Below are 5,490 nucleotides of genomic sequence, written 5' to 3'. Positions count from 1 at the left end.
CGCGCTGCGCTGACGGCGAGGGGCGCCACGCGCTGACGAGGCGGGGCGCCCCGACTCGCCCAGGGACGGGTTCAGGGGCACCCCCGGTTCACGCCGGGGGCGCCCCTGAGCCGTCCCCGATTTCCGGCCACTCGGCAGGTGATCCGGCCCGTCCGCACGTAACGTCGAGGCATGACGCATATCGACGCGGGCGCCGGACTGGACCCCGTGCACCCGGTCGCGCCGCCCGGCACGCCCTCGACGGGGCTGACCCGGGCGCAGGTCGCGGAGCGGGTGGCACGCGGTCAGGTCAACGACGTGCCGGTGCGCAGCAGCCGCTCCCTCGCCGAGATCGTGCGGGCGAACGTGTTCACCCGGTTCAACGCGATCATCGGCGTGCTGTGGATCGTCACGCTGTTCGTCGCGCCCATCCAGGACAGCCTGTTCGGCTTCGTGATCCTCGCCAACACCGGCATCGGCATCGTGCAGGAGTGGCGGGCGAAGAAGACGCTGGACTCGCTCGCGGTGATCGGGGAGGCCCGGCCGACCGTGCGCCGGGACGGCAGATCCGTCGAGGTGCCGACCAGCGCGATCGTGCTGGACGACCTGGTGGAGATCGGGCCGGGCGACAAGATCGTGGTGGACGGGGTGTGCGCCGAGGCCGAAGGGCTGGAGATCGACGAGTCGCTGCTCACCGGCGAGGCGGACCCGGTCCTCAAGCGCACCGGCGACCGGCTGCTCTCCGGCAGCTTCGTGGTCGCGGGCGGTGGCGCCTTCACCGCGACCAAGGTCGGCCGCGAGGCGTACGCGGCGCAGCTCGCGGAGGAGGCGTCCCGGTTCACCCTGGTCCACTCCGAGCTGCGCACCGGCATCTCCACGATCCTCAAGTACGTGACGTGGATGATGATCCCGGCCGCGCTCGGCCTGATCGTCACCCAGCTGGTGGTGAAGAGCAACGACTTCAAGGGCTCGATCGCGCGCACCATCGGCGGGATCATCCCCATGGTGCCGGAGGGGCTGGTGCTGCTGACCTCGGTGGCCTTCGCCATCGGCGTCATCCGGCTGGGCCGCAAGCAGTGCCTGGTGCAGGAGCTGCCCGCCATCGAGGGCCTGGCCCGGGTGGACACGGTGTGCCTGGACAAGACCGGCACGCTCACCGAGGGCGGCATGGACGTGTCCGCGCTCAGGATGCTGGACGGCGCCGACGAGGAGCACGCGCGCAAGGTGCTCGGCGCCCTCGGGGAGTCCGACCCACACCCCAACGCCTCCCTCCAGGCGATCATCGACGCCTATCCGGACAGCGAGGAGTGGCGGTGCGTGGAGTCGCTGCCCTTCTCCTCCGCGCGCAAGTACAGCGGGGCCGCGTTCAGCGAGGGCGACGGCCAGGTGAGCAGTTGGCTGCTGGGCGCCCCCGATGTGCTGCTCGGTGCGGACGACCCGGCACTGGCGGAGACCTCACGGCTGAACGAGCAGGGGCTGCGGGTGCTGTTGCTGGCCCGCGCCGCCCGGGGTCTGGACGCGCCCGAGCCCGCCGAGGACGCGCGTCCCGTCGCCCTGGTGGTGCTGGAGCAGCGGCTGCGTCCGGACGCGGCCGAGACCCTGCGCTACTTCGCCGACCAGCACGTGCACGCCAAGATCATCTCCGGGGACAACGCGGTGTCGGTGGGCGCGGTCGCCCAGAAGCTGGGCCTGAAGGGCGCGGCGGTGGACGCGCGGAAGCTGCCCGCCGAACTGCCGGAGATGGCCAGGGCGATGGACCGGGCGACGGTGTTCGGGCGGGTCACCCCGCGCCAGAAGCGGGAGATGGTCGGCGCGCTCCAGTCGGAGGGGCACACGGTCGCGATGACCGGCGACGGGGTGAACGACGTGCTGGCGCTGAAGGACGCCGACATCGGCGTCTCGATGGGCTCCGGCTCGGAGGCGACGCGCGCAGTGGCGCAGATCGTGCTGCTGAACAACAGCTTCGCGACGCTGCCCTCGGTGGTCGCGGAGGGCCGCCGGGTCATCGGCAACATCACCCGCGTGGCGACGCTGTTCCTGGTGAAGACCGTGTACTCGGTGCTGCTCGCGCTGCTGGTGGTGTGCTGGCAGGTGGAGTATCCGTTCCTGCCCCGGCATCTGACCCTGCTGTCCACGCTCACCATCGGCATCCCGGCCTTCTTCCTGGCCCTCGCACCGAACACGGAGCGGGCGCGGCCGCACTTCGTGCGCCGGGTCATGCGGTACTCGATACCGGGCGGCCTGGTGGCGGGGCTCGCGACGTTCGCGACGTATCTGCTCGCCCGGCACCACTACACGGGTGAGGGGGCGCTGTCCGCCGAGACCAGTGCGGCGACGCTGACCCTGTTCCTGATCTCCATGTGGGTGCTCGCCATCATCGCGCGCCCCTACACCTGGTGGCGGATCGCGCTGGTGGCGGCGATGGGGGTCGCGTTCCTGTTCGTGCTGATCGTGCCCTGGCTGCAGGACTTCTTCGCGCTGCGCCTGGTGGGGAACACGATGCCGTGGGCCGCGGTGGGAATCGCGGCGGTGGCGGCGGCCGCCCTGGAACTCATGTGGAGGTGGGTCGACCGCCGCTTCCCGGCGTGAGGGTTACTGCACGACGATCGCGTCGGCCGCGGAGGTGACGGCGGCCGTGGGGAAGAGGCCCGCGTAGACGTAGCGGTACGAGCCGGAGACCGAGGCGGTGACGGTGGTCTTCAGCTTGCCGCTGGAGTCCGTCTTGATGGTCTTCAGCGTCGTGTAGGTGCTGGAGCCCTTCTTGGCGAACTGAAGCTGCACCGACTGGCCCGAGTAGGCGTAGTACTTGTTGTAGGTCCAGCTCGCGCGGGTCAGGGCGCCGGTGACCGTGATGGTCTTGCCCTTCTTGACCGGCTCCGGGGCGGCGTCGGTGGTGAGCGAGGAGTAGCGCAGCAGGTTGGTGGCCGGCCCGCTCTGGTCCTTGAAGCCGACCTTGCTGAAGTCGGGGTTGTCGGGGTTCTGCCCGTTGAAGGCGACCGCCTCGGCGGCCAGGGTCCACTTACCGGCGTCGCCGTCGGTCAGGTCGGCGTGGGTCGGGTAGACGTCGACGTGGCCGGTGCAGGTCAGGGTGGTGCTCGTGGCGACCTTGCAGGTGGCCTCCTCGGCGTCGTCGTCGTTCCCGACCGTGTCGGACGGGTCGTCCAGCGAGCCCCGGTACAGGTAGGCGTCGGTGTAGAAGTCGGCCGCGGTGGCCTTGACGTCCGTGCCGTGGGTCAGCGTGTACGAGTAGGCCATGCTGACCTTGCTGCTCGTACCGATCTTGACCGACGAGGCGATCTTCAGGTTCGAGAAGCTGACGTTCATGGTGTACGGCGTACCGTCACCCGGGGCGGCGTGCGCGGCGGGGACGGCGAACGCGGAGAGAGCCAGGGCGCCGGTGACGGCTGCCACGGTGGCACGTATGCGCATGTGCGGTTCCCTCTGGGGGAGAAGTGATCTGGGAGTCGGTCGACTCGGGTGATCAGATCCGTGAGGGGTGCCGCAGGTTGTAGGCGCGGGGCGTGCCTCAACGGAATTTGCCCAGTCATTGCCTGACGGGCACGACGGCGACGGTCACCCCGGAACGCATCCGCGAGAGGCCGACCGCCGCTTCCCCTGACGAGGTGGCCCGCTCAGCCGGTCACCCGGAGCTCCACCAGTACCGAGCGGGCGCCGCCCACGGTGCCCTCTCCGACCGGCTCGAATCCGTCCTTGGGGACGTCGACCGTCGTGGTCTGCCCGTTGGCGGTGAGGTCCGCGCTCACCGGGTGGTCGGCCGCCTCCACGGCGAAGACGCGGGGGAGTTCGAGGGTGAGCAGGCCGGTCCTGGCCGTGCCCTTGAAGCAGTAGGTGCCCTGACGGCCGGACGAAGCGTCCGCGACCGTGTACACGCGGATCTGCGGGGCCGCCTGGTCGCAGTCGGCCAGCACGATGTGGCCGTCGCCCCTCAGGAGCTTGATCCCCTTCTCGGCCAGGACGCGGTCGGCGCCCGGGTATCCGAAGTCCTCGACGGCGAAGGGCGGCTGCGAGGGGGTCGGGGGCGGGTCGTCGGCGGACGCCGCCGACCCTCCTGCCAGCGTGGCTCCGCCGGCCAGCACCGCGGCCGCTACGAGCCTTCGGCCAGGAAAAGGCAACTGAGGATTCCTTTCAGGAAATACCACCGCCCGAAATTCCCCGCCACACAAATCCAGAGAAGCCAAGAACAGGCCGCTTCAGAAACGAAATAAGCGGCCGCCGGCACCCCTCACCGACGGGAATTAGCCGGTCAAGCAGCAGTAAAGACGACCCATAGGCTAGCCAAAACACGTACGCGCGTCAACATCGGATCTACGCGATCCGCACCCGTCAACTGCCAGTAAAACAGCGGGTTTTGACCTTCAAAGCGGAGGTAACGGGCAGCCTCCGACCGTGCGCTGGCGCCGGTGATCTCACGGCCGAAAACCAACTTAGATGCAAAGATCAATCACGTTAAGCTGCCCGTTCCTTATTCGGCGGCGCACTCGGGGAAGCCGCCGAGAACCGAGACGGGTATTCAGTGAATCGAAGAACTGACGGGCTCGACAGGGCCGGTGTGACAAGGCATCTGATACGCCGTACGGCATTGGGTCTGCTGCCTCTCGCCCTCACCGCCGGTCTGCTCGGCGCGGCCCCCGCGACGGCGGCCGCCGCGTCCGGGGCCGGTGCCCGCCCGACGACGGCCACCGCAGCCACCGCGACCACCGCCGAACAGCGCGGGCTGGTCGTCGACTACTGGCGTGAGGGCGGCCCCGGCATCAGGGCGGCCGCCGAGGCGGCCCTCACGGGCAGCGACGCCGACGTCCAGGCGTTCCTCACCGCCGCGGACGAGCTCTCCGTCCAGGACGAGCGGGTCGCCGCGGCTCAGATCGCCTCGGTCGGGGGCACCGAGCTCATCGACGCCGCCCGCCAGGCACTGAGCGGGACGCCCGAGGACTTGGGCACATTCGTCAGCTGGGGCTGGGAAGCTCCCCTGGAGCAGGACAACCGTGTCCGGGTCGCCCAGATCATCGACACCGGCGGTCCCAACGTGCAGGACGCGGGGCGCGCGGCTCTCGCGGGTACCGCCGACGACGTACAGAAGTTCCTCACCGAGGGGCAGTACGCCCAGCAGGAACAGGACGAGCGGGTGCAGCTCGTCCAGATCATGAGCGTGGGGGGTCCCAACCTCCGGGCCGCCGGACGCATCGCGCTGAGCGGCAGTGCCGCGGACATCCGCGAGTTCCTGGAGGTCGGCCGGTTCGTGGCCCAGGCCAAGGACGAGGAGCACGCCTCGATCGCCGAACTCGCCGCGCAGGCGAAGGAAGCGGGCCGGCTCGCGGCCAAGGAGACGGCGGCCGCGAAGTCGGAGTCGGCCAAGGCGGTCAAGGCCGCGGAGCTGGCCAAGGAAGCCGCGCTGGAGGCCCAGGCCGAGGCGCAGGCCGCCAAGGACGACACGAACCGGGCGGCACGGGCCGCCAAGCGTGCCGCCGAGGCGGCGTCCCAGGCCGCCGCGTC

At 70.2% G+C, this 5,490-nt stretch carries 4 protein-coding genes; 2 read left to right on the top strand and 2 right to left on the bottom strand.

Annotated elements, in window-relative coordinates:
* Positions 1 to 171: 171 nt before the first annotated feature.
* A complete protein-coding gene (locus GTW40_RS32340; RefSeq protein ID WP_161183689.1) occupies positions 172 to 2,568 on the top strand; it encodes an HAD-IC family P-type ATPase in 2,397 nt (798 codons plus the stop codon).
* Between the two features lie 3 nt (positions 2,569 to 2,571).
* On the opposite strand, the gene GTW40_RS32335 is transcribed toward GTW40_RS32340, so the two are convergent.
* A complete protein-coding gene (locus GTW40_RS32335) occupies positions 2,572 to 3,408 on the bottom strand; it encodes a hypothetical protein (protein ID WP_161183688.1) in 837 nt (278 codons plus the stop codon).
* Positions 3,409 to 3,611: 203 nt separating this feature from the next.
* Positions 3,612 to 4,076, bottom strand: a complete 465-nt coding sequence (locus GTW40_RS32330) for a hypothetical protein (protein WP_161183687.1) — start codon at positions 4,074 to 4,076, stop codon at positions 3,612 to 3,614.
* A gap of 503 nt (positions 4,077 to 4,579) precedes the next feature.
* Here GTW40_RS32330 and GTW40_RS32325 point away from each other — a divergent pair.
* On the top strand, positions 4,580 to 5,490 hold a 911-nt coding region (locus GTW40_RS32325; RefSeq protein WP_237525885.1), incomplete at its 3' end, for an ALF repeat-containing protein.

It is taken from the genome of Streptomyces sp. SID4985 (assembly GCF_009863025.1).
Taxonomy (GTDB): Bacteria; Actinomycetota; Actinomycetes; order Streptomycetales; family Streptomycetaceae; genus Streptomyces.
Note: the sequence above shows the minus strand (reverse complement) of the source record. Positions and strands in the feature narration are given on the sequence as shown.